The following is a 23,245-nucleotide window of genomic DNA, read 5'->3' as shown; positions in this document are numbered from 1 at the left end:
TCCGGGCCCTAGGCCGGGACGATGTTGACGAGCTTCGGCGCCCGGACGATCACCGTACGGATACTGCGTCCGTCCAGGAACCGCTGCACTGCGTCGGATGCCAAGGCGGCTTCCCGCAGGTCCTGCTCGCTGATGTCCGCGGCGACCTCGAGCCGGTCGCGGACCTTGCCCTGCACCTGGACAACGGCGGTGACCGTGTCCTGCACCAGCAGGGTTTCATCGACCACGGGCCAGCCGGCGTTTACGACGGAGGCATCGCGGCCCAGCAGGTTCCAGAGATCCTCGGCCGTGTAGGGCGCGAAGAGGCTCAGGATGACGGCGACGGCTTCCGCGGCCTCGCGTACTGCCGGGTCAGCGGCGCCGGCACCGGAGTCGATGGCCTTGCGGGTCGCGTTGACCAGCTCCATCAGCTTGGCTACCACTACGTTGAACTTGTTGTTCTCCAGCAGGTCGGTGGCATCGGCAACGGTCCGGTGCGTGAGCGCACGCAGCTTCCGGTCCCCGGCCGAGTAGTCCACGCCGGGTTCGCTGGTGATGTCCTGCCCCAGGCGCCACGCGCGGGCCAGGAACTTGGCGGAGCCCGACGGCGACACATCCGCCCAGTCGACGTCGTCTTCCGGCGGGGAAGCGAAGATCATGGTCAGGCGCACCGCGTCCACACCGTACTTGTCCAGCTGCTGGCCCAGGTCCACACCGTTGCCCAGCGACTTGGACATGGCCTTGCCGCCGTTGAGCACCTGCCCCTGGTTCAGCAGCGAGCTGAACGGCTCGCTGGCTTCCAGCAGCCCCATGTCGTGGACCACCTTGGTGAAGAAACGCGCATAGAGCAGGTGCAGGATCGCGTGTTCAACGCCGCCCACGTACTGCCCGACCGGCATCCAGTTCTTCGCCGCTTCGGGATCGAACGGTCCCTCCGTGAAATGCGGGGACACGAAGCGCATGAAGTACCAGGACGAATCCACGAACGTGTCCATGGTGTCGGTATCGCGCCGGGCGGGACCGTCGCACTTCGGGCAGGCCACGTTGACCCACTCCTCCGCGGAGGCCAGCGGAGAGGTGCCCTTCGGAGCCAGCGCTTCGCCGCGCAGCCCGGTGGGCAGCGTGACGGGCAGCTGGTCATCGGGGACCGGAACCTCGCCGCAGTTTTCGCAGTGGATGATCGGGATGGGCGTACCCCAGAAACGCTGCCGGGACAGCAGCCAGTCACGCAGGCGGAAGTTCACGAACTTCTCGCCGGTGCCCTGCTCCTCGAGCATCCGGACGGCGGCGGGAATGGCTTCGGCCTTGGGCAGGCCGTCCAGGGCGCCGGAGTTGATCAGGGTGCCCTCGCCGGTGGTGGCCACACCGCTGACGGCGGGATCCTCTTCACCGGTGTCCAGGACCGCCTTGACGGGCAGGTCGAAAGTCTTGGCGAAGTCCAGGTCACGCTGGTCGTGCGCCGGGACTGCCATGATGGCGCCGGTGCCGTAGTCCGCCAGCACGTAGTCGGCGGCCCAGACGGGCAGCTTCTCACCGTTCAGCGGGTTCACGGCGTACCGGCCGGTGAAGATGCCGGTCTTGACGCGTTCGGTGGACTGGCGCTCGATGTCCGAGAGAGCCTTCACCGATTCGCGGTAGTCCAGCAACGCATCGCGGTTTTCGTCCGTCACCAGGTCCAGCGCCAGCGGGGCATCCGCGGCGACAACAAAGAAGGTTGCCCCGGCCAGGGTGTCCGGGCGGGTGGTGAAGACGGTGACCTGCTCGGCGGGCTTGCCGCCGTCGGCCTCGATGTTGAACCGGACGTGCGCGCCCTCGGAGCGGCCGATCCAGTTTTTCTGCATGGCCAGGACACGCTCGGGCCAGTGGCCCTTGAGCTGCTCCATGTCATCGAGCAGGCGGTCGGCGTAATCGGTGATCTTGAAATACCACTGGTTCAGCGACTTCTTGGTGACCTGGGTTCCGCAGCGTTCGCAGGCACCGTTGACTACCTGTTCGTTGGCCAGCACGGTCTGGTCCTTGGGGCACCAGTTGACCGGGGAATTCTTCCGGTAGGCCAGGCCGCGCTCGTAGAACCGGGTGAACAGCCACTGGGTCCAGCGGTAGTACTCGGGGTCCGAGGTGTGGATCCGGCGGGACCAGTCAACGCTGATGGCGTAGCGCTTGAAGGACTCCGCCTGCGTCTCGATGTTGCGGTAGGTCCAGTCACTGGGGTGCGCGTTGTTCTTGATGGCCGCGTTTTCCGCGGGGAGGCCGAAGGAGTCCCAGCCGATCGGGTGCAGCACGTCGTACCCGCGCTGGCGCCAGTAACGGGCGACGACGTCGCCCATCGCGAACGCTTCGGCGTGGCCCATGTGCAGGTCGCCGGAGGGGTACGGGAACATGTCCAGTACATAGCGTCGTTCGCGCGAGCCGTCGTCGGCAGGGGTGAAAACACCGAGGTCATCCCAGACCTTCGGCCATTTCTGCTCGATGGCCGCGAAACTGTAGACGGCCTCTTCCTGCTGATCAGTCTGTGACTGCGTGCTCACTATGCTTCGCCTCTGTCCTCAAAGAAAATCGATCCGCGCTGCGGGCCGTCGGTAAATCCGGCCCGATAAATTTTTGGGTCCTCCCCAGACACACAAAAGCCCCTCGACAAGCAAGGGGCGGCCGCGCACGGACGGTGCGCGGCTAGCTAAGGAGGAGTACTGCGATCATTTCTCCACTTTACAACAGCACACGGCCCCCGGGGCCAGTGCGTTCGGGTGAGCCGCAGGCAGGATGGACCCCGGCGTATCTTTTGCCCCTTCCCGTGCGTCTACCCGGTAGGACAAAAGCAAAAATGCCATTGTTGTCGCAGGAGCCGCCGGGGCGGCCGAACGGATGGAGCCAGGAATGTCAGTAGCAGCAACAAAGCCGGAACCGGTAAACGTCTCTGCCGGAGAACTCCGGCAGGCCAGACGGAACTTCCTTGTGGCGCTCGAGCCTGTGCGCCCGGCCGTTTACGGTTACTGCCGCAGATTGACCGGCACTGTCTGGGATGCCGAGGACCTGTTGCAGGAAACCCTGGTGAAGGCCCTCTCCGATGCCTCCCAACGGCACGAACCCATCAGCAACGTGCAGGCCTGGCTGATCCGGATCGCCACGAACACCTGGCTGGACACCCTGCGCCGCAGCGGCCGGATAACGGTGCAGGACTTCAGCGAACCGGGCGTCGATCTGCCCTACGACGGCGCGGACCCCCTGGTGTCCCTGGAGGTGGAGTCGGCGCTGGGGCATTTGCTGCTGGTCCTGCCTCCCCGGGAACGAGCCTGCGTGGTCCTCAAGGACGTGTTTCACTACTCCCTGGCCGAGATCGCGGAAATGCTGGATACCACCGCCGGGGCGGTAAAGTCCGCGCTTCACCGCGGCCGGGGCACGCTGGCAACAGCCCGGGCGGGAGAACCCGCCGACGACGGCGCTGCCGCCGGGTCCGGGTCCGGCGCCGAAACCAGGTCAACACAGGCCGGCTCACCCCAGCCGGAGGGACACCCGGAACTGCTGCGCCGCCTCGCGGATGCTTTCAACTCCTACGACATTGATGCCATGGTCAGCCTGTTCCTGGCCGGCGGACGCACGGAGGTGATCGGCAACGTCAGCGAAACCGGACACGAGGAAATCCGCACCGGCTCCATGACGCACACTTTCGGGCCGGACGCCGCAGAGCTCTACCGGGCCAGCGTGCACCGCTATGACGGCGAGGACGTGATCCTCCTGTGGGAACGCCCCAAGGATGCGCCGGAAACTCCCGAGGTTGTGGCCGATGTCCTTCGCCTCAGCTGTGCCGTCGGGGAACCGCTGATCGCCGAGCTCCGGTGGTACTTCTTCTGCCCGGAAGTCCTGTCCGAGGTGGCCGGCGGCCTGGGACTGCCCTTCAAGACGAACGGGGTTTCCTACTTCTGACGCAAGTCCCGGGCGGCGTCCCGGGCGGCCCGGAACGCGAGGAACGCTTCCCTGCTGGTGCGGGTGGGGGTAAACCCGAACTCCTGCTTCAGGGCGGTGTTGTCCAGCACCGGCCGGTAGCGCAGGAACCTCACCTGCTCCGGCCCGTGGACGGTCAGCCGCAGCAGGTGTCCCAGCCAGAGCGCGGCGGCCAGGACCGGTGCCGGAACCGTGACGGTGCCGCGTCCCAGCAGCCCGGCGATTTCGCGGACGGTCAGGGCCCCGTCTCCGGCCACGTTGAAAATGCCGCTGCGTCCCGTGATGACGGCCTGCACCATAATGCCGGCCACGTCTTCATCCCAGATGAAGACAAACGGAGACTCGCTTCCGGCTACCCGCAGCAGCCTCGGTGCGTCGAAAAGGGCGGTGATCTGGTTGCGGACCCGCTCGCCGAGGATAGTGCCGATCCGGAAGATGGTCTGCTGCAGTTCGGGATGTTCTTCGCGGACCCGGGCCAACTCCTCCTCGACCAGGCGTTTATGCCGGGAATACGCAAACTCGTCATTGCCTCGCAGCGGATCGGTTTCCTTCAGCCACGGGGCGTTGTCCGGGTGGTAACCGTAGGCGGCACCGGAGGAGGAAATGACCACGTGCTTTACTCCGGAAGAGATGCAGGCCGCCAGTACATTGCGTGAACCCACCACGTCCACGGAGAATTCCTGTTCCGGGGTGGTGTGCTTGCCCGGGTTCACGATGGCGGCCAGATGGACCACGGTGTCGATCCGGTGGAACTCCAGCAGCTGGGCCATGTACGGGGAACACACATCGGCCAAGGCGTAGTGCACGCCGTCTATCCTCCTGTCCTCCGCCGGTTCCCGGATGTCGAGGCTGAGGACATAGGAGATTTCGGGATGGTCCGCCAATCCGGCGACCACCGCACTGCCCAGGAAACCGTTGCCGCCGGTGACGCAGATGCGGGTCATCGTGCTGTCTCCCGCGGCTCTGGCTTGGCCGCCGCACTGCGGCGCGCATCCCGCCGTCGCCACCAGGCGGCCAGCAGCAGTCCGGCAAGGATGTCCCAGATGCCCCACCAGGCAGCCACCATCGCCATCCCGCCCAGCCCGGCAAAGAAGGTCAGGGTCAGACCCAGCCCGAGTCCGGTATTGCGGGCACCTACTTCGAAGGTAAAGGCCCGCCGGCTGGGTTCGTCCAGCCGCACCGCAGCCGCCGTCCAGTATCCGACAGCCAGTGCCACCGCATCATGCAGCAGCACGACCAGGAAGATGGTGCCCAAATGCTCGCGGAGCGGCCCAAGGTTGCTGGCCGTCCCGGCAACAATGAAAATCAGCAGGGCCAGCAGGCCGATCCGCTGCACCCAGGGCCGCAGGATGTCGGTCACCGCGGGGAAGCGCCGGGCGAGGGGCATGCCGACGGCAAAGGGCACGCCGATGATAAGCAGGACCTGGACCAGCATTTCCCAGCGGTCCAGCGAGAAGTCCCGCATCAGCCCGGCGGTGGCCGGATTCAGCCGCGCCCACAGCGCCACGTTCAGCGGCATCACGGCGATGGCCACCAGGTTGGAGACGGCGGTCATGGAAGCGGACAGGGCGACGTTGCCGTGCGCCCGGTGGGTGAGCACATTCGAAATGCCGCCGGGCGGGCAGCAGGCAACGAGGATCATGCCCAGGGCGATGGATGCCGGGACCTGGAGGAGGAGCGCAAGCCCTACCGTCACCGCGGGAAGCACCAGGTACTGGGCGCAGATTCCCAGCAGCACGGCCTTCGGGCTGCGCGCCACGGTCCGGAAGTCCGCCGGACGCACCTCGAGGGCGATGCCGAGAATGATGATCGCCAGCACCACGTTCAGGATCAGCAGGGAAGCCGGCGTGAAGTTCAGTACAACGTCGTCGATGGGCATTAGTGGTTCACCTTTTCACGAGCGGCAGCGGGGAGCAGGTCCAGGTGGGCATCGAGTTCGGCACGGTAGGCGTCCTTGTTCACGTAGTAGCTCATCCGGTCCAGACCCAGATAGCGGTAGCCGCCGGTGACATCCGGAGACTTCCCCGCCAGCAGCTGCCGGAACTCCCCCGCGGCCGCCGGGGAGTGTTTTTGGGCTTCAAGGTAGGCGGCTGCCAGTTCAGCCTGCCGGAACCTTCCCTCCCACCCCAGTCCGGAAGCTTCCACCATGCCGATGACCAGCAGGTTCTCCGCCTGGCGGCTGAAGATGTTCAGGTACAACGACGGCGACGGGCCGTCCCAGCCGAGCAGCGCCGGATCCAAAAACGGATAGTCCAGGGCGTAGCCGGTGGCGAGCAGGAGGAGGTCATACTCCCCCGTGCTGCCGTCCCGGAAGTGCACGGTGTTCCCGTCCAGCCGGGCAATGTCGCCCTTGACCTGCAGGTCCCCGTGTCCCAGATGGTGCAGGATCAGGGAATTCACCACCGGATGGGACTCGTAGATGCGGTAGTCGGGTTTCGGGAAGCCGAAGCGGTGCGGGTCTCCGGTGAACATGCGCAGCAGCCGCTTGTCGAAGAACTGCTTCAGCGGCCGGGGCAGCGGCTTGCCCTGGTTCAGGGTGTCGGTTGGCCGGCCGAAGACGTACTTGGGAATGAAGTAATAACCGCGCCGGACACTGATGTCGACGGCGGCGGCGTGGTGGACGGCGTCCACGGCAATGTCGCAGCCGCTGTTGCCTGCGCCGACAATCAGCACCCGTTTTCCCGCGAGCTCCCGGGCATCTTTGTACTGTGCGGAATGGCGGACCTCCCCGGCAAACCGGCCGGGCAGGGCGGGCATTGCCGGCGTGTGCAGGGTGCCGGACGCAACGATGACAGCACTGAAACGGCCGCTGCCGTGCCCGTCGGAGCCTTCCCACGAAACCGTCCAGGCGCCGTCGTCGGCCGGCACCGCTGCGGTGACCGACACGCCAAACCGGATGAAGCGGCGCAAACCGAAGTGGTCCGCATAGGCGCGGAAATAGGCGTGCAGGTGGCGGTGCCCGGGATAGTCGGGAGTGTCCCGGGGCATGGGGAACTCGGAAAACTGGGTGGTGGATTTCGAGGAGATCAGGTGCGCCGATTCGTAAACCGTGCTGGCTGGATTCTCGATGTTCCAGAGCCCGCCCACGTCCGTGTGCTGTTCAAAGCCGACAAAGTCCAGTCCCTGCCGGGACAAGGCACGCATGGCGGCAAGGCCACTGGGTCCGGAGCCTATGACGGCGACTGGCAGTTCCGATCGGACGGCGTTTGCTGCGGGAGACACTTCCACCTGTTTCTGTGACCTGCATCACTGTCGATGCTGCCCGAACGCTACCCAAGGGTGGATGTGCCGGTCAAACCGGCTCAGTGTGCAGAGATGCGAAAGGCCCCGGCAGTCTCGCTGCCGGGGCCTTTCACTATGCGTACGGATTACTCAACGTCGTCGTCAACCCAGTCGAAGGTCTTGGTGACGGCTTTCTTCCAAAGCCGCATCTGGCGCTGGCGTTCGGCGTCATCCATCTGCGGGGTCCAGCGCTTGCCTTCAGCCCAGTTCTGCTCGAGCTCGTCGGTGTCGTTCCAGAACCCGACGGCCAGGCCGGCAGCGTAGGCGGCGCCCAGTGCCGTGGTCTCGATGACCTTGGGCCGGACCACGTCCACGCCGAGGATGTCGGCCTGGAACTGCATGAGGGCGTCATTGGCGACCATGCCGCCGTCCACCCGCAGCTCCGTCAACGGAACGCCGGAGTCGGCGTTCACGGCATCCAGTACTTCCCTGGTCTGGAACGCGGTCGCTTCCAGTGCTGCCCGGGCAATGTGGTTCTTGTTCACGTAACGGGTCAGGCCCACCATCGCACCGCGGGCATCCGCACGCCAGTACGGTGCGAACAGTCCGGAGAACGCCGGCACAATGTACACGCCGCCGTTGTCCTCCACCTTGCGGGCAAGCTCTTCGATTTCCGGGGCACTGTTGATGATGCCCAGGTTGTCGCGGAGCCACTGGACCAGGGAACCGGTGACGGCAATGGAACCCTCGAGGGCGTAGACCGGCTTGGCGTCGCCGAGCTGGTAGGCAACGGTGGTGATGAGTCCGTTCTCGGAACGGACAATCTCCTCGCCGGTGTTGAAGATCAGGAAGCAGCCGGTTCCGTAGGTGTTCTTGGCGTTGCCCTTCTCGAACGCGGCCTGCCCGAACGTTGCGGCCTGCTGGTCGCCGAGGATACCGGCCACCGGGGTTTCGCGCAGCAGCTGCGAACCCGCAACCATGCCGTAGACCTCGGAGGAGGACTTGATTTCCGGCAGCATCGACCGCGGGATACCGAATTCCTTGAGGATCTCCTCATCCCAGGTGAGTGTCTCAAGGTTCATGAACAGGGTGCGGGAAGCGTTGGTCACATCCGTGATGTGCACGCCTCCGTCCGTCCCGCCGGTGAGGTTCCAGACAATCCAGGAGTCCGTGTTGCCGAACATGAGGTCCCCCGCCTCTGCCCGTTCACGTGCCCCCTCAACGTTGTCCAGGATCCACTTGATTTTCGTACCCGAGAAGTACGTTGCCAGCGGCAGGCCAACGGTGTCCTTGAAACGGTCCAGACCGCCCTTTTCCGCCAGCTCGTTGACGATGGGCTGCGTGCGGGTGTCCTGCCAGACGATGGCGTTGTAGACGGGTTCGCCCGTGTTGCGGTCCCAGACCACTGCCGTTTCACGCTGGTTGGTGATGCCGACGGCGGCAATGTCGTGCCGGGTCAGGTTGGCCTTGGACAGAGCGCTGCCGACAACTTCGCGGACGTTCGTCCAGATCTCCATCGGGTCGTGCTCCACCCAGCCGGCGTGCGGGAAGATCTGCTCGTGTTCCTTCTGCCCGGTGGAAATGATGTTTCCGTCGTGGCCGAAGACGATGGCCCGGCTGCTGGTGGTGCCCTGGTCGATGGCGATGATGTACCTGGGATTGTCAGGCATTGTTTCTGCTCCTTGCGGTGGGGGTCTTTGGGGGTGGCCGGGCCAGGGCACCGGCCGGTGCGCTTATACCGGAAGCGGGAGGGGAATCTGGGCGCCGAGAAGGCCGCCCAGGGCGCCGCCGATCAGCGGGCCGACGACGGGTACCCAGGCGTAGGCCCAGTCGCTGCTGCCCTTGCCCGGGATGGGCAGCAGGGCGTGCACGATGCGGGGTCCAAGGTCACGGGCCGGGTTGATGGCGTAGCCGGTGGGGCCGCCGAGGGAGGCACCGATGCCAAGCACCACGAGGGCCACGGCCAGCGGGCCGAGTTCCGTGGGGGTTCCCGCGAAGGCAACGATGGTGAAGACGAGGACAAATGTGCCCACGACCTCGGTCACAACGTTCCAGCCGTAGGACCGGATGGCCGGGCCGGTGGAGAAGACGCCCAGGATGTTGGCGGCGTCGGGTTCGTCGTCGAACTGTTTCTTGTAGGCGAGCCACGCCACGAAGGCACCAATGATGGCACCGGCCATCTGTCCGGCGAAGTAGACCATGGCCGCGCCGAAGGAAACCTCCACGCCCGGCGCAAACTCCTCGTTGCCGGCTGCCCAGAGGCCTACCGTAACGGCGGGGTTGATGTGCGCGCCGGAAATAGCGGCCGCGTACACGCCGGCAAACACACCGATGGCCCACCCCCAGTTGACCATCAGGAACCCGCCGCCGGCACCCTTCGTTTTCGCCAGCGCGACGTTGGCCACAACGCCGCAGCCCAGAATAATGAGGATGGCAGTGCCTGCCAGCTCACTGATGAAAACTTCTCCGAGAGTCACCATCGACTCCTCCGATCATTCGTATCTGTCCGCGACCCAAACGGGAGGCCGGACTGTTGGGTTCTATGCAACCAATCTTTTGCAAGAAGCGCCATTACCTTAGCCGACCTCTTTGGCGCCACGCCAATCTTTGGCCGGCAAAGCAGGTAGTCAGGGCAGGATTCGGCACCGTGCCCGAGCCTCGGTAAAGTCGTCCTATGCAGCCTGCAGCTCGAATTCCGCTCAATAACGGCGTCCTGATGGATCAGGTCGGCTTCGGCACCTACAAAATCCCGGCCGACGACGCCGCCCGGCTGTGCCTTGAGGCACTCGGGGCAGGCTACCGGCACCTCGACACGGCGGCCCTGTACGGCAATGAAGCCGGGGTGGGCGAGGCCGTGAACACCTTCACCCGCGCGAACGGCGTCGACCGCAGTGACATCTTCGTCACCTCGAAGGTCTGGAACACCGACCAGGGCTACGACTCCACTCTGCGTGCCTTTGATGCGTCCCTCTCCCGGCTGGGCCTGGACTACTTGGATCTGTACCTGATCCATTGGCCGTGCCCGCAGCGGGGGCAGTTCGTCGACACGTACCGGGCATTGGAGGAGCTTTACGCCGCGGGCCGGGTCCGTGCCATCGGCGTCTCCAATTTCCAGCCCGGCCATCTGCAGCAGCTGCTGGACGCGACCGGAATTGTCCCGGCCGTCAACCAGATTGAACTGCACCCCTGGCTGGCGCAGGAGGAACTGCGGCAGCTGCACCAGCGGCTCGGGATCCGCACGGCCGCGTGGAGCCCGCTGGGCCGCGGCAAAGTCCTGGCGGACCCGGTAGTGACACGGATTGCGGCCGAACTCGGCCGCACCCCCGCGCAGGTGATCCTCCGCTGGCACCTGGACCTCGGCAACATCGTTATTCCCAAGGCCAGCAGTCCGGAGCGGATTGCCGGAAACCTGGACCTGTATTCCTTCGAGCTGACCGATGATCACCGGGCGGCGTTGAACGGACTGGACCGGGGCCAGCGGTCCGGATCGCATCCCGACGAGGTGAACTGAATGTCCGGCACTGCAGCGCGTGATGCGTCGACGCCGTCGGGCGCCCCTGCACCTTTCGCGCGCAAGGCCGCCGTGCGGTCCTTTTCGGTGGACGGCACCGAGCAGGTCTGCCGGGACTTCGCGCCGGTAGCGGACGACGACGCCGGCCTGCCGCCGATCTTCATGGTCCACGGCTTCCGCGGCGACCACCATGGACTGCTGCGGATTGTCGAAGCACTCCCCCGCCACCGCGTCCTGGTCCCTGACCTTCCCGGGTTCGGCGCCGGTGCCGCCCTTCCCGGCACGCACGATGTCCCCGCCTACACCGCATTTGTCCGCGAAGCATTGGCGGACCTGGGCATGGGCCCGGACACCGTCCTGCTCGGGCACTCCTTCGGCTCCATTATTGCCGCGCACCTTGCGGCGCAATCACCGGAACTGATCAGTGAACTGGTGCTCGTGAACCCCATCTGCGAGCCTGCGTTGGAGGGCCCCAAGGGGATCACCAGCAAGGCGGCGGAACTCTACTACCGGCTGGCGGCGGCGCTGCCGGAAAAACCAGGCATGGCGCTGCTCCGCAGCCCGGTGATTGTCCGGGGCATGAGCATGCTGATGGCAAAGACGAAGGATCCGGGCCTGCGCCGCTGGATCCATTCCCAGCACGATGCGTACTTCAGCGCCTTCGCCAACCGCCGGGTGGTCCTGGATGCCTTCCGGGCATCCATTTCGGCCACGGTGCGCGACGTCGCGGCGCAGCTTTCCATGCCCGTGCTCCTGATCGCCGCGGAACAGGACGACCTCGGATCGGTTCGGGGGCAGCGCCTGCTTGCTGAACTGATCCCCGACGCAGAACTGCAGATACTGCCCGGTGTCGGCCACCTGGTGCACTATGAAAAGCCGGCTGAGGCGGCCGATACGATCGAGGATTTCCTGTCCCGGAGGCATATATGAGGATGCGCCTCGCCGTAGACGCCCGGTTTACCCGCACCGACCACCATGACGGCATCAGCCGCTACGGTGCGAGCCTGATCGAGGCGGTGGCCGGGCACGCCGACGTCGTGATGCTGATTTCGGACGAACGCCAGCTGGGACTGCTCCCGGACCTGCCGTGGGTGAAAATCAACAGTCCGCTTTCCCCCGCCGAGCTGTTCGTGGCTTTCCGGATCAACCGGCTCGGTGCCGATGCGGTCTTCTGCCCGATGCAGACCATGGGCAGCTGGGGCCGGAAATATCCGCTGGTCCTGACCCTGCATGACCTGATCTATTACTCGAACCCGACGCCGCCGTCGTTCCTTCCGGCGGCGGTGCGCTGGCTGTGGCGGCTGTACCATCTGGCCTACTGGCCGCAGCGGCTGCTGCTGGACAGGGCCGACGTCGTTGCCACCATCAGCGGGACGACGCGGGAGCTGATGTCCCGCCACCGGTTGACCGAACGTCCCGTCCGGATAGTGGCAAACGCGCCCCAGGAGGGTTCCGTGCCACGGGACCCGGACGCGGGAGCCGAGGCATCGCTGCTGTATATGGGGTCCTTCATGCCGTACAAGAACGTGGAGACCATCATCCGCGGCATGGAATACCTGCCGGATTACACCCTCCACCTGCTGAGCCGCATCTCCGATGCGCGGCGAAGCGAGCTTGAAGCGCTGATTCCCGCCGGCGCGCGCGTAACGTTCCACAACGGCGTGACCGATGATGAGTATGACGATCTCCTGCGCCGCACCACGGCCCTGGTGACACTGTCCAAGGCCGAGGGCTACGGGCTTCCGGTGATTGAGGCAATGGCCGTGGGCACACCGGTGATCGCAAGCGACATTCCGATTTTCCGCGAGGTCTCCGGCGGCGCAGCAATACTGGTGGATCCGGATGATCCGTCCGCCTTCGCCGGGGCCGTCCGGCAGCTGGGCGAGCAGGGGCGCTGGCAGAAGGCGTCCGACGCCGGCGTGCAGCGGGCCGCCGACTACAGCTGGGCTGCCTCTGCCGCCCAGCTCATGGAAGCGGCCGGGGAGGCTGTCCGCCTGTTCCCCGGCCGCCGCCGTCGTCGTTGATCCTTACTTGCCCAGGTTCACGACCATCTTGCCCTTGTTGGCGCCCTTCATCAGGTCGATGAAGGCCTGCGGGGAGTTTTCGAGCCCGTCCACGAACGTTTCGTCGTAGCGGACCAGGCCTTCCTGCAGCCAGCCGGTCATCAGGGAGGCAAACTCGTCGGCGTACTGGTTGTAGCTGCCCACGAGGAACCCCCGGAGCGTGATTTCCTTGCCGATGGCAATGGCGAGGTTCCGCGGGCCGACGGGCGCATCGTTGTACTGCGAGATGGCACCGCACATGGCGATCCGGCCGAACTTGTTCATCACCGACAGGGCAGCTTCGAGGTGCTCGCCGCCCACGTTGTCGAAGTAGACGTCAATGCCGTCGGCACCGGCGGCCTTCTTCAGCGCATCCTTCACGGGACCGTCGTGGTAGTTGAACGCCTCGTCGAAGCCCAGGTCCAGCAGCCGCTGGACCTTTTCGGCGGAACCGGCACTGCCGATGACCTTCTTGGCGCCCATGGCCTTGGCGATCTGCCCGACCAGCGAACCCACGGCGCCCGCGGCACCCGAGACGAAGACGACGTCGCCTTCCCGAAACTCCGCCACCTTGGTCAGGCCGGCATAGGCCGTCTGGCCGGTCATGCCAAGCACCCCGAGGTACGCGCTGGCCGGTGCGGCATCCGTATCGATGACGCGGGCACGGGGCCCGTCAAGGACGGCGTAGTCGCGCCAGCCGAGACCGTGCAGTACCTTGTCCCCCGGCATGTGGTCCGGTGAGCGTGACTCCACGACTTCACCGACGGCGCCGCCCTCCAGCGGTGCGTCAAGCTGGAACGGCGGAACATAGGACTTGGCGTCGTTCATCCGGCCGCGCATGTACGGGTCAACGGACATGTGCAGGTTGCGGACCAGGACCTGGCCGTCCTGCAGCTCGGGTACCGGCACCTCCGCCAGGCGGAAGTTCTGCTCCGTCGGCCACCCTTCGGGGCGGGAAGCAAGCTGGATTTCGCGGCCGGTTTCGGGGTAACTGCTCATGGAATGAACCTTACTGTCGGGGTTGATGGTCGGTATTTACTTCGCCACGGTGCTATTTCGCCACGGTGCTATTTCGCCACGGCCTGCCGCAGCGCGGCAGTGACCTTGGCGAGGGTGTCCTGCAGGCTCTCCAGGTCCTGCGGTGCCAGTCCGGCGGAAGCTGCGAGCCGGTCCGGCAGGTTCCTCGCGTCATGTTCGAGCGCGCGGCCGGCATCCGTCAGATGGATACGGACGCGCCTTTCGTCCTCGACGGCACGACGGCGCTGCACCAGGTCCGCTGCCTCCAGCCGCTTGAGCAGCGGCGAAAGCGTGCCGGAATCCAGGTCCAGTGCCTCCCCCAGGTCCCGGACGCTTTGGGCGTCCTTCTCCCAGAGCAGCGACATCACCAGGTACTGCGGGTAGGTCAGCCCCATCTCTTCAAGCATCGGACGATAGAGGGCCGTGGCCGCCCGGGAGGCGGAGTACAGCGAGAAGCACACCTGTCGCTGTAGGGATTCGTTCATGGACCCACCGTAGGGCACAATTCAATTGTGCACAACCTGTTTCCGGTCGGCGCGCTGGATGCGCGGTTGCCGGCTTGCCTGCTTCAGCACGAGGGCTGCCCTGCATGGGCGGTATCCAGTGGGTCTCGGGTTGGACTATGGGTACGCTCCCGCGCAGGCCAAACGCACACTGTTCGATCAAAAAAACAGGTATTTAGTCGCGTAGTTTTGGCCTTTTTGGGCAGTCCATGCGAACGCTAGACTCGAACACATGTTCGAATACACACCGTCGGCTGATCATCATCGGAGGGGGCCACTTGAGGTCCAATCCGCAGTGTTCGACGCCTGGGTGGAGTACTTGGCCGCAGATTCCGTGCCTAGTTCCGTTCCGACGCCGGAGGGCACAGCTTCGGAAAACGCCTCGGATGCGGAACTGATCGACCAACTCCGTGCACTGGAGGAACTGAAGGGTGCCGCTGCCGCAGCGCAGGCACGGATCTCGGCGGCCTTCGATGCCTCGCAGCGGAGCAAGCAGGAACACGCCGGACTTCGGAAGGAAGATCTGGGGCGAGGGGTAGCTTCACAGATTGCGCTGGCCCGGCGGGAGTCCGCCAACAAGGGCGGACGGTTGCTCGGTCTTGCAAAAGTCCTTACCTCGGAGATGCCGTACACGATGCAGGCCTTGTCCCTGGGGAAGATCAGCGAATGGCGGGCCACCCTCCTGGTGCGCGAGACAGCTTGCCTCTCCCTTGAGGACCGCAGGCTCGTGGATGAAGAAGTGGCAGGTGATACCGGTCTCTTGGAGACCCTTGGCGACCGGCAGATCATCGCCCGCGCCAAGGCTGCCGCATACCGGCTGGACCCGCGGGCGGCAGTGAACCGTGCCGCGAAAGCAGCATCCGAACGGTTTGTTTCCTGCCGTCCGGCGCCGGACACCATGACATACCTGACCGGATTGCTGCCCGTGGCGCAGGGGGTGGGCGTCTATGCAGCCCTTTCACACGAGGCTGACCGGCTACGTGCCGCCGGCGACGCAAGGGGGCGAGGCCAGATCATGGCCGACACCCTGGTGGAACGGGTCACCGGTCAGGGAGATGCCGGCTCGTTGAAGGTGGAGATTCAGTTGGTGATGACCGACCGGACTTTGCTGGCAGGCGATTCGGAACCGGTGCTAGTGCCCGGGTATGGCCCGGTTCCGGCGCAATGGGCCAGGGATCTGGTTCGACGCCGTAGCGGGCAGGGTCGGAGCAGCTTGGGCCGGAGCAGCCGGGGCCGGACTAGGGACCAAGCCGTGGGCGGTTCCGACAGGCACGCGGAACGCTGGATCCGGAGGCTCTACACGGCTCCGGACACCGGAGAGCTGGTGGCAATGGACTCCCGGGCAAGGCTGTTTCCCAAATCACTGGCCCGATTCATCGCGGCCCGGGACACTACCTGCCGAATGCCCTGGTGCGGAGCACCAATCCGGCATCTGGACCATATTGGCCCTCACAACCGCGGCGGACCAACAAGCGCCGCCAACGGGCAGGGGCTATGCGAGGCATGCAACCATGCCAAGGAAGCACCGGGGTGGAGCGCAGAACCAGTCCGAATAAGTAGTCCGCAGCCCGAAGCAGACGCCGGCATCAACACCGGAACCAGAGACACGGCAGACCCTGCGACCGTCGGACACACGGTAGACACGACGACGCCGACCGGCCACACGTATCGCTCCACCGCTCCGCCCCTGCCCGGGACGGCACCGCCCGGAACAATGCTGCGGCCGGCACCTCCGCCAAACCGCCGGTCACACCCGCCAAACCACCCGGCATATCCCCTGCCCCTTCCCCCACCGCTTTCCCTTGCGCGTTCCTTGGATTCCCCCGTTGAAGCATGCATAGCGGATTTTATTTGGGCCGCCTGAAGGCGAACCTTGGAGGACTGCCGCGGGCGAAAGCGCATGGCTATAGTGGCGGCCAATCAGCTTGTGGCAGCACATCAGCCAGTGGCAACCAATCAGCTTGTGTCAACACATCAGCACGCACGGATCCGGCAATTGCCCATTAGATGGAGCACCAGTCACCAGAAGGAGTACCAGTGAAGCTTGGACCGCACCTGCACCGCATCGGCAACGACATAGTGGCCGCTTATCTGGTGGACACGGAGGACGGGATTACGGTGATCGACACCGGGCTCCCCGGGCACTGGAAGGATCTGCTCGCTGAACTGAAGTCCATGGGCCGAACCCTGGACGACATACGCGGGGTGGTCCTGACACACGGGGACAGTGACCACCTCGGTTTTGCCGAAAGACTGCGCCGGACCCAGAACGTGCCCGTCTTCATCCACTCCGAAGATGCAGATCGTGCTCGCGGCGGCAAGAAGCCGAAGCCTGCAGTGGGCCCCATGCGGCCGGGTCCCGTGGTTCGGTTCTTCGCCTACGCGGTGCGCAAGCGTGGCTGGCGCACCACGTACCTCACCCGGGTCTCCGAGGTGGCGGACGGTGACGTCCTCCCGCTGCCGGGTGAACCGCGCGTCATAGCCCTGCCGGGACACTCCCCGGGGAGCATTGCCGTGTATGTGCCGGTCGCGGATGCGGTCTTTGTCGGGGATGCCCTCACCACCCGCGACGTGCTGACAGGGCGGAGCGGCATTCGGCCCGCACCGTTCACTGATGACCCTGCGCTAGCCCTGCATTCCCTGAACCGGCTGGCCGGCCTCGAGGCCAACTGGGTGCTCCCCGGGCACGGCGCTCCCTGGCGTGGCAACCCTGGCGAGGTCCAGGAGCTGGCACGCCTGGCAGCAGTGCGGACTGGTCGCTTAGGCAGCCGCTGAGACCACAAATTCAACACCGGAAAAAGTAGTTGGCACTCGCCCCATGAGAGTGCTAATCTCATTTCGCAAGTTGAGTGTTGCTGACTCAACTTTGGAACTGAAATTCGGCACCGCTGAAAAGCGATCACGTTGAAGGAGTTGGTACCACCATGGCTATGAAGTTTGATCCGTTCCAGGAACTGGACCGCATGGCTCAGGCACTGCGTGGCGAAGGAACCCTGCGCGGCATGCCCATGGACCTCTACCGGCAAGGCGACCAGTACATCCTCGCAGCAGATCTCCCCGGGATCGATCCCGGATCCATCGACATCGACGTCGACGGCCAGCTGCTGACAATCCGGGCCCAGCGCACACTGCAGAACGCGGACGGGGTCAAGTGGCTCACGCGCGAACGGGAAGCCGGTAACTTCCTGCGCCAGCTGAACCTCGGCCAGGGGATCGACACTGAGCAGATTTCGGCCCAGTACGAGAACGGCGTCCTCAGTGTCATCATTCCAGTGGTTGAGCGGGCCAAGCCCCGCAAGATCGCCGTCCAAACCTCTACGGAAGGTTCCGCCATCAACGGCGAAACAGTCGAAGGCAACAGCGCAGTCGAAGGTAACGACCGTGAAACCGTTGGGGCCTAATCCCTGACTCCAGTTTCTGCAACGAAGGGCTCCGGAGATCCGGAGCCCTTCGTTGTACCCGCCACCGGTGCACACCAGTGGCAAACTTCACCCCGATTCCGGTCAATTCCGCTTTCCGCGGGGCGGGATACTGGGAAATGTACGCCATGAAACGGATCGGGCCGGGGCAAGCGGATGGCAGTCACAGCTGCAGCTACCAGACTCCGGCTACCGGGAAAGGGGACGCAGCAGTGAGGCTGCCAACTGTCAATCATCGGTACTGGATGATCCACGGAGTACCCCGTGGACTGTTGGGCCGGTTGTCCCGGTTGGGCGGCGCCGCGCAGCTGGCTTTGCTTTCCCTCCTCGGTGCCAGCGCAGTGCTGTTTGAGCTGCTGTAAGCAGGAACTAACTGCAGGAACTCAAGCTGCCGTACGCCCGGCGCTAAAGGACGTCTGGAGCTGCCGGACGCCTGGACCCAAGGGACGCCTGAAGCTGCCGGACGCCTGGACCCAACCGGACGCCTGAAGCCAAGGACGCCAGGAACTTACAGAACGTCGGTTCCGTCCACTCGAATGTAGACGGGGTCGCCGGTCCGGCGGGCCGAGGCCGCTGCCTTGGTTGAACGAAGCACCGCCGTAATCGCGGGAGCTGCCGTGTACGGGAAAAACAGGAGTGTCCGGTAGCGCCCACCGGCGCCGCCCAGCTGCCCGTCCGGAGACTTGCTGTCCCGTTGCTGGGTATTCCCAGGCGGCGGGAATACTGCGGGCGCAAGAGGTGCCGGCCCCACTGTCCGGACACCCTCAGGCAGCTCGAGCCGCGTGATAAACGCGTCAAGCCCCTCCCGCGAGCCGGTCAGTTCGGCATACCGCACGGCCGGCGGCAAACCCAGTTCGCGCCGCAGCTCCAGTTCGCGTTCCGCCGCCGACGCCGGATCCCAACGGAGCAGATGGCCAACCGTTGCCGAATCATCAGCCGTGACAACCACGAGGCCTTTTTCCGTTGCCGGCCGGACCAGCGCTGCCGCCGTAAACCAGCGGCGCAGGGTGTCCTCCCCCGCGCGCAGCGATTCGCGGGACAACATCGCATTTCCGTCCAGCAGAATGGCCGCGGCGTAGCCGCCCGGAGCTACGGGTTCGGCGCCGGGGGTGGCGACGACCAGTGCCGGAGTGTCCGGAATCTCGGTCCGGATGTGGTCGCCGGCGGAAGAAATCACGGTGGTGGAGGGGAACGCACGGCCCAGCTCCTCCGCGGTACGCCCGGCACCGGCGGTGGAGCCCCGCAGTTGGGTTCCTCCGCAGTTGCCGCAATGCCACATGGGCTCCGGCCGCCCGCACCAGCGGCATGCGGGAATACCGTTCCTGCTCGCCAGGCCCAACGGACCGGAGCAGTTGCGGCACCGGGCGGGTTCCCGGCATTCCTGGCAGGACAACGCCGGCGAGAAACCGGTCCGGGCCACCTGGACCAGCACCGGTCCGCGCGTCAGTCCGTCCTGCGCTGCCTTCCACGCGGCGTGCGGTATCCGTGCACGGGCAGCCAAGGGGTCGCGTTCCATCGTGAAGGAATCGGTGGTGCTGACCACCCGCGGGGCATGCGCGCGGACGGTTGAACGGTCGGCCGCTATGCCGGCTGCCCAGCCGCTGGCAACCAGCCGCTGCGCCTCAGTGCTCCGCGAATGCGAGGCCAGGAGCAGGGCTGCGTCTTCCAGTTCGGCACGCAGCAGGAGTACGTCGCGGGTGTGCTGGTAGGGGGCCCGCTGTTCGGCGTGCAGATCATCGGCGTCGTCCCAGATGACGGCCAGCCCGAGATCCCGCACCGGTGCATAAGCGGCCGAACGGGTACCGATGGCCACACGGACATCGCCGTGCAGCAACTGGAGGAAACTGCGGTAGCGCGGAGTGGGTCCGTCTTCGGCCGTCAACCGAACAAAGGAGTCTGCACCGATCCGGGCAGCAAGCGCCGCCTGCACCCGCGAGAGGTCCTTGTTGTCGGGAACGACGACGACGGCGCCCCGCCCGGAGAGCAGTGTGGACCGGACAGCTTCGGCAATTTCGGCCGGCCAGTCCTGCGGGCCGTAACCGCCGAGCGAGGAGAGCACGGCGCGGGGGCGGTGGCCCGCGGCCAGATGGGTCAGGAACCGCGGTCCGTGCGGATAGCGTGCCAGCGGATTGGCTCCGGCCCCTTCCGGTCCGGGCGCCGCGTTGGCCGGTCCGGGTACGGTGTTGGCCGGTCCGGGCACCGCGCCAACCGCTGCCGTGGCCGAGACGGCGTCGGTACCGGAGTCGCCGTCGGCACCTGAGCCGGCATCACCGGATCCCGTCCGCGCTTCCGGAGTAAATTCCTTCTCCACCCGCGCCGCACGCGGCGGAATGGCCACCCGCAGCACGTCATGGACGGTTCCGGCGTAGCGTGCAGCGACGGCCTCGGCCAGGCGCAGGATCTGCGGCGACAGCACGGGCTGCGGGGAGATTACTTTCCCCAGCGGCATCAACCGCGCGGTGGTGTCCGCTTCGGCCGCGCGTTCAGTGATGAATCCCGGGAGTTCCTGGCCACCGAAGCGCACCTTGACCCGGGCGCCGGGCACAGCCTCGGCGTCGAGGTCCGCGGGGACCAGATAGTCAAAGGGGCGGTCCAGGTGCGGCAGCGGAGAATCCAGCAGGACACGGGCAATCGGCAGGGCGGAAGCCGGCTGCGCCTTGCCTACCGGTTTTGCCGACGGCGTGAAGCCGTGCAGCAGGGAAAGCTGCACGGCCTCGGTAGAGTCGTCGGCGGCCATGGCCGGCTACACGTTGAAGTAGCTGCGGAGGTCCTCGACCTTGTCCTTGCGCTCCCAGGTGAAACCTTCGTCCTCACGGCCGAAGTGGCCGTGGGCGGCAGTCCGCTGGTAGATGGGGCGCTTGAGGTCCAGGCCGTTGATGATACCCAGCGGACGAAGGTCGAAGACTTCCTTCACGGCGTCGGCAATCCGGGCCGGGTCCACAGTTTCGGTGCCGAAGGTTTCAACGTAAATGCCGACGGGGCGGGCCATGCCGATGGCGTAGGCGATCTGGATTTCCGCACGCCGGGCCAGGCCGGCGGCAACCACGTTCTTGGCTACCCAGCGCATGGCGTAGGCCGCGGAACGGTCTACCTTGCTCGGGTCCTTGCCGCTGAAGGCGCCGCCGCCGTGGCGGGCAAAGCCACCGTAGGTGTCAACGATGATCTTGCGGCCGGTGAGGCCGGCATCGCCGACAGGGCCGCCAATGACGAACGGTCCGCCGGGGTTGATGATGTGCTCGACGTCCGAAATGTCCAGGTCGGTTCCGGCAAGCACAGGGTTGACCACGTACTCGACCATGTCGGCCCGCAGCTGCTCCAGGTCCAGCTCCGCGGCGTGCTGCGTGGAGACAACCACGGAGTCCACGGAAACCGGCCGGTCGCCGTCGTAACCCACGGTGACCTGGGTCTTGCCGTCCGGACGCAGGTACGGGAGGGTGCCGTCCTTGCGGACGGTGGTGAGGCGTTCGGAGAGGCGGTGGGCCAGCCAGATGGGCGTGGGCATAAGCACCGAGGTCTCGTCGCTGGCGTAGCCGAACATGATGCCCTGGTCCCCCGCCCCCTGGGCGTCATAGGGGTCCATAACCTTCCCGGTCCGGTTCTCCAGGGAGTTGAACACACCGGAAGCGATTTCCGGGGACTGCTGCCCGATGGAGACGGACACGCCGCAGCGGGCGCCGTCGAAGCCGTTGGCCGAGGAATCGTAGCCGATGTCCAGGATGGTGTCGCGGACCAGCTGCGGGATTTCAACGTACCCCTCGGTGGTCACTTCTCCTGCGACGTGCACCAGGCCTGTGGTCACCAGGGTTTCGACGGCTACCCGGGACTCGGGATCGACCTTGAGCAGGCCGTCGAGGATTGCGTCACTGATCTGGTCACAGATTTTGTCCGGGTGGCCCTCAGTGACGGATTCCGAGGTGAAAAGGCGCAGGTTGGACTGCGGCTTGGAGGGGGATGATGTATCGGAAAAAGTCACGGGATTTACTCTACCGGGCCGCACCGACCATCGAAGCACGTGCAGGGCGCGCGGCCTCAGGCGGTGCGTGCGGCGAGCTCGGCGGAAATCCGCGCGATGATGCGTGCCGAAACGTCGGCTTTGGTACCGGCTGCGCTTTCGCCTGCATCCTCTGCGGCGTCTGCCGGTGAGAGAATCCTCACCTCGGTTTCGTCCTGGCCGAAGACCAGGGATTTGCCGACCCGGTTGAGGACCAGCAGGTCGCAGCCCTTGCGGGCCAGCTTTTTGCGCCCGTATTCGAGCACATCGGAGGTGGCATCTCCGGTTTCGGCAGCAAAGCCGACAATGAGTTTCGGGGTGCCCGTTCCGGCTGTGTCGCGCGCCTGGACAAGTTCCTGCAGGATGTCGGGATTCCGGACGAGGGTGATCACGGGATCCGCTTCGTCGTCGCGCTTCTTGATTTTGGTGTCCACCACCTGTGACGGGCGGAAATCCGCCACCGCGGCGGCCATGATCACGACGTCGGAGTCCGCGGCGGCCGCGTGTGCGGCGGTACGCAGTTCGAGGGCTGTTTCGACGCGGATCAGTTCGACGCCGCTCGGCGCCGGAACATCCATGTGCGCCGCGATGAGCCGCACCCGCGCTCCGGCCGCCAGCGCTGCTTCGGCCAGTGCTGTCCCCTGCTTTCCGGAGGAGCGGTTGCCGAGGAACCGTACCGGGTCCAGCGGTTCGCGGGTGCCGCCGGCGGTGATGGTGACGGTGGTGCCGGCCAGATCACCGGAAGCGGCTGCGGTGGTTGCAGCTTCAACGCTGTGAGATTCAACGCTGTGAGCTTCAACGGCGGCCAATGCGGCAGTGAAGATGGCATCCGGTTCCGGCAGGCGGCCGGGGCCGGTGTCCTTGCCGGTAAGCCGTCCGATGCCGGGTTCCAGCACCACGGCACCCCGGCTGCGCAGGGTGGCGACGTTGGCGGTGGTCGCGGGATGCATCCACATTTCGGTATGCATGGCCGGGGCGAAAACCACCGGCCCACGGGCCATCAGCAGGGTGTTGGTGAGCAGGTCGTTTGCCTGGCCTGCGGCAGCCCGGGCCAGCAGATCGGCAGTGGCCGGGGCCACCACGATCAGATCCGCTTCGTGTCCGAGCCGCACATGGTTGACCTTCTCCACTTCGTCAAAGACGGAGGAGGAGACGGGGTTGCCCGAGAGCGCCTCCCACGTTGCGACACCGACGAACTGCTTGGAGGATTCAGTCGGGACAACGGTGACGTTGTGCCCGGCTTCGGTGAAAAGCCGCAGCAGCGACGCGGCCTTGTACGCGGCGATTCCGCCGCCGACGCCCAGGACTATGCGCACGCTGCTGCCTTCCCCCTTGTGTTCGCTGAGCTTTACTCGGCGTTCTCGTTCGGGCGCACTACGAGCATGCCGTCGTTGATCTCGCGCAGGGCGATGGACAGCGGCTTTTCGTTCAGCTTGGTTTCCACCAGCGGGCCGACGTACTCGAACAGGCCCTCGTGCAGCTGGGAGTAGTAGGCGTTGATCTGGCGGGCGCGCTTGGCACCGTAGATGACCAGCGCGTACTTGGAATCTGCTGCTTCGAGCAGGTCGTCGATCGGCGGGTTGATGATGCCTTCAGACACAGGGTTCTCCAAAATTCTTGAA

The 23,245-nt window shown here is 65.6% G+C and carries 20 protein-coding genes; 8 read left to right on the top strand and 12 right to left on the bottom strand.

Annotated elements, in window-relative coordinates; translation table 11 throughout:
* Positions 1-8: 8 nt before the first annotated feature.
* Positions 9-2,510, bottom strand: a complete 2,502-nt coding sequence (gene leuS, locus LJ760_RS07745) for a leucine--tRNA ligase (RefSeq protein WP_442860654.1) — start codon at positions 2,508-2,510, stop codon at positions 9-11.
* 343 nt (positions 2,511-2,853) lie between these two features.
* Between leuS and LJ760_RS07740 the strand changes: the two genes are divergently transcribed.
* Positions 2,854-3,900, top strand: coding sequence for a sigma-70 family RNA polymerase sigma factor (locus LJ760_RS07740; protein WP_227921424.1), 1,047 nt, complete (start codon positions 2,854-2,856; stop codon positions 3,898-3,900).
* On the opposite strand, the gene LJ760_RS07735 is transcribed toward LJ760_RS07740, so the two are convergent.
* From LJ760_RS07735 to LJ760_RS07715, 5 genes are all read right to left on the bottom strand, one after another.
* On the bottom strand, positions 3,891-4,862 hold the full coding sequence (locus LJ760_RS07735; RefSeq protein ID WP_227921422.1) for an SDR family oxidoreductase: 972 nt from the start codon (positions 4,860-4,862) through the stop codon (positions 3,891-3,893). The genes LJ760_RS07740 and LJ760_RS07735 overlap by 10 nt on opposite strands.
* A complete protein-coding gene (locus tag LJ760_RS07730) occupies positions 4,859-5,797 on the bottom strand; it encodes a bile acid:sodium symporter family protein (protein ID WP_227921420.1) in 939 nt (312 codons plus the stop codon). The genes LJ760_RS07735 and LJ760_RS07730 overlap by 4 nt, the downstream gene beginning before the upstream one ends.
* Positions 5,797-7,140, bottom strand: a complete 1,344-nt coding sequence (locus LJ760_RS07725; protein ID WP_227921417.1) for a flavin-containing monooxygenase — start codon at positions 7,138-7,140, stop codon at positions 5,797-5,799. The genes LJ760_RS07730 and LJ760_RS07725 overlap by 1 nt, the downstream gene beginning before the upstream one ends.
* 146 nt (positions 7,141-7,286) lie before the next feature.
* A complete protein-coding gene (glpK, locus tag LJ760_RS07720) occupies positions 7,287-8,810 on the bottom strand; it encodes a glycerol kinase GlpK (protein ID WP_227921415.1) in 1,524 nt (507 codons plus the stop codon).
* A 63-nt stretch (positions 8,811-8,873) separates the two neighbouring features.
* Positions 8,874-9,617 carry an MIP/aquaporin family protein gene (locus LJ760_RS07715; protein ID WP_227921407.1) on the bottom strand — a complete coding sequence of 248 codons (744 nt, stop codon included), beginning with the start codon at positions 9,615-9,617 and terminating at the stop codon, positions 8,874-8,876.
* Between the two features lie 197 nt (positions 9,618-9,814).
* Here LJ760_RS07715 and LJ760_RS07710 point away from each other — a divergent pair, with 197 nt between their 5' ends.
* From LJ760_RS07710 to LJ760_RS07700, 3 genes are read left to right on the top strand one after another with little or no spacing between them, the layout of a single operon-like run.
* Positions 9,815-10,651, top strand: a complete 837-nt coding sequence (locus LJ760_RS07710) for an aldo/keto reductase (protein WP_227921406.1) — start codon at positions 9,815-9,817, stop codon at positions 10,649-10,651.
* Positions 10,652-11,581, top strand: coding sequence for an alpha/beta fold hydrolase (locus LJ760_RS07705; RefSeq protein WP_227921405.1), 930 nt, complete (start codon positions 10,652-10,654; stop codon positions 11,579-11,581). It abuts the gene before it with no gap.
* Between the two features lie 2 nt (positions 11,582-11,583).
* Positions 11,584-12,675: a glycosyltransferase family 4 protein gene (locus tag LJ760_RS07700; protein ID WP_227922745.1), complete on the top strand. Its 1,092-nt coding sequence runs from the start codon at positions 11,584-11,586 to the stop codon at positions 12,673-12,675.
* Between the two features lie 3 nt (positions 12,676-12,678).
* Here LJ760_RS07700 and LJ760_RS07695 read toward each other — a convergent pair whose 3' ends face one another.
* Both LJ760_RS07695 and LJ760_RS07690 read right to left on the bottom strand, forming a co-directional pair.
* Positions 12,679-13,692 carry an NADP-dependent oxidoreductase gene (locus tag LJ760_RS07695; protein WP_227921404.1) on the bottom strand — a complete coding sequence of 338 codons (1,014 nt, stop codon included), beginning with the start codon at positions 13,690-13,692 and terminating at the stop codon, positions 12,679-12,681.
* A 68-nt stretch (positions 13,693-13,760) separates the two neighbouring features.
* Positions 13,761-14,195, bottom strand: a complete 435-nt coding sequence (locus LJ760_RS07690) for a MarR family winged helix-turn-helix transcriptional regulator (RefSeq protein WP_227921403.1) — start codon at positions 14,193-14,195, stop codon at positions 13,761-13,763.
* A gap of 250 nt (positions 14,196-14,445) precedes the next feature.
* Here LJ760_RS07690 and LJ760_RS07685 point away from each other — a divergent pair, with 250 nt between their 5' ends.
* The 4 genes from LJ760_RS07685 to LJ760_RS07670 all read left to right on the top strand — a co-directional run bounded on the left by LJ760_RS07685 (position 14,446) and on the right by LJ760_RS07670 (position 17,994).
* Positions 14,446-16,077, top strand: coding sequence for an HNH endonuclease (locus tag LJ760_RS07685; RefSeq protein ID WP_227921401.1), 1,632 nt, complete (start codon positions 14,446-14,448; stop codon positions 16,075-16,077).
* A gap of 173 nt (positions 16,078-16,250) precedes the next feature.
* Complete coding sequence (locus LJ760_RS07680) at positions 16,251-16,988, top strand: MBL fold metallo-hydrolase (protein WP_227921399.1); 738 nt, start codon at positions 16,251-16,253, stop codon at positions 16,986-16,988.
* A gap of 149 nt (positions 16,989-17,137) precedes the next feature.
* The gene (locus LJ760_RS07675; RefSeq protein WP_227921397.1) at positions 17,138-17,614 is read left to right on the top strand and encodes an Hsp20/alpha crystallin family protein; all 477 of its coding nucleotides are present in this window, start codon (positions 17,138-17,140) and stop codon (positions 17,612-17,614) included.
* Between the two features lie 230 nt (positions 17,615-17,844).
* Positions 17,845-17,994, top strand: a complete 150-nt coding sequence (locus LJ760_RS07670; RefSeq protein ID WP_227921395.1) for a hypothetical protein — start codon at positions 17,845-17,847, stop codon at positions 17,992-17,994.
* A gap of 146 nt (positions 17,995-18,140) precedes the next feature.
* On the opposite strand, the gene LJ760_RS07665 is transcribed toward LJ760_RS07670, so the two are convergent.
* From LJ760_RS07665 to rpoZ, 4 genes are read right to left on the bottom strand one after another with little or no spacing between them, the layout of a single operon-like run.
* Positions 18,141-20,369: a primosomal protein N' gene (locus LJ760_RS07665; protein WP_227921393.1), complete on the bottom strand. Its 2,229-nt coding sequence runs from the start codon at positions 20,367-20,369 to the stop codon at positions 18,141-18,143.
* 6 nt (positions 20,370-20,375) lie between these two features.
* Entirely contained in the window at positions 20,376-21,605 is a 1,230-nt protein-coding gene (gene metK, locus LJ760_RS07660) for a methionine adenosyltransferase (protein WP_227921391.1), read from the bottom strand.
* Between the two features lie 56 nt (positions 21,606-21,661).
* Positions 21,662-22,939: a bifunctional phosphopantothenoylcysteine decarboxylase/phosphopantothenate--cysteine ligase CoaBC gene (gene coaBC / locus LJ760_RS07655; protein ID WP_227921389.1), complete on the bottom strand. Its 1,278-nt coding sequence runs from the start codon at positions 22,937-22,939 to the stop codon at positions 21,662-21,664.
* Positions 22,940-22,971: 32 nt separating this feature from the next.
* Positions 22,972-23,235, bottom strand: coding sequence for a DNA-directed RNA polymerase subunit omega (gene rpoZ, locus LJ760_RS07650; protein ID WP_227921386.1), 264 nt, complete (start codon positions 23,233-23,235; stop codon positions 22,972-22,974).
* Between the last annotated feature and the right edge of the window lie 10 nt (positions 23,236-23,245).

The sequence above is a fragment of the Arthrobacter sp. zg-Y895 genome (assembly GCF_020731025.1).
Lineage (GTDB): Bacteria > Actinomycetota > Actinomycetes > Actinomycetales > Micrococcaceae > Arthrobacter_B.
Note: the sequence above shows the minus strand (reverse complement) of the source record. Positions and strands in the feature narration are given on the sequence as shown.

Coding starts and splice junctions, on each gene's coding strand:
- LJ760_RS07685 (WP_227921401.1), top strand. CDS start 14,446: ATGTTCGAATACACACCGTCGGCTGATCATCATCGGAGGGGGCCACTT.
- LJ760_RS07695 (WP_227921404.1), bottom strand. CDS start 13,692: ATGAGCAGTTACCCCGAAACCGGCCGCGAAATCCAGCTTGCTTCCCGC.
- LJ760_RS07730 (WP_227921420.1), bottom strand. CDS start 5,797: ATGCCCATCGACGACGTTGTACTGAACTTCACGCCGGCTTCCCTGCTG.
- LJ760_RS07735 (WP_227921422.1), bottom strand. CDS start 4,862: ATGACCCGCATCTGCGTCACCGGCGGCAACGGTTTCCTGGGCAGTGCG.
- LJ760_RS07705 (WP_227921405.1), top strand. CDS start 10,652: ATGTCCGGCACTGCAGCGCGTGATGCGTCGACGCCGTCGGGCGCCCCT.
- LJ760_RS07690 (WP_227921403.1), bottom strand. CDS start 14,195: ATGAACGAATCCCTACAGCGACAGGTGTGCTTCTCGCTGTACTCCGCC.
- LJ760_RS07700 (WP_227922745.1), top strand. CDS start 11,584: ATGCGCCTCGCCGTAGACGCCCGGTTTACCCGCACCGACCACCATGAC.
- LJ760_RS07665 (WP_227921393.1), bottom strand. CDS start 20,369: ATGGCCGCCGACGACTCTACCGAGGCCGTGCAGCTTTCCCTGCTGCAC.
- LJ760_RS07740 (WP_227921424.1), top strand. CDS start 2,854: ATGTCAGTAGCAGCAACAAAGCCGGAACCGGTAAACGTCTCTGCCGGA.
- glpK (WP_227921415.1), bottom strand. CDS start 8,810: ATGCCTGACAATCCCAGGTACATCATCGCCATCGACCAGGGCACCACC.
- LJ760_RS07675 (WP_227921397.1), top strand. CDS start 17,138: ATGGCTATGAAGTTTGATCCGTTCCAGGAACTGGACCGCATGGCTCAG.
- LJ760_RS07710 (WP_227921406.1), top strand. CDS start 9,815: ATGCAGCCTGCAGCTCGAATTCCGCTCAATAACGGCGTCCTGATGGAT.